Source organism: Vibrio sp. 1562 (genome assembly GCF_033340155.1).
GTDB lineage: Bacteria > Pseudomonadota > Gammaproteobacteria > Enterobacterales > Vibrionaceae > Vibrio > Vibrio alginolyticus.
In genome coordinates, this window is sequence record NZ_JAWOVY010000729.1 from 1 (window position 1) to 531 (window position 531).

Below are 531 nucleotides of genomic sequence, written 5' to 3' on the forward strand. Positions count from 1 at the left end.
CTGCGCCAACACCGTGCATCGCAGTGTAAGCGATAGAAATATCGGTGTTGCAATCAGGAGTCAGCAGAGCATTTTCGTTCATGGTTTTACGGTAAGTTTGGTAGTAATCATCTTCCAACCAAACCAGTAAGCCTTGTTGTTTAGCATCGTCTAAAGACATCAACGGCAGAGGCTTTGTGGTCGCTTCATCAATTTTTGCCGCGATGCCCGAGTCGTGAGGTGGAATGATTTGCGCGCCATTTTCCCAATACACTTTGAAGCCGTTGTATTCGGGTGGATTGTGGCTAGCGGTTACAACAACGGCCGCTGCAGCATTCATTGTGCGTACACCAAAAGCAACAATAGGCGTTGCCGCGACTTGGTAGGTTAGGTAAACCTTGATACCGAGTGCTGTTAAGACAGAAGCAGTATCGTGCGCGAACTGTTTAGAATCAGGGCGACCATCGTAACCAATAACGACACCGCGAGACGATGCTTCTTTCACTTGTTCAATCAGATAGTGACCGAGACCAGTTGCTGTCTCTTGAATCA

1 pseudogene is annotated in these 531 nt (G+C 47.8%); it reads right to left on the minus strand.

Features of this window, described 5'->3' with window-relative positions:
* Window positions 1-531: pseudogene (locus R7Z49_RS27340) on the minus strand (phospho-sugar mutase); the annotation flags it as partial.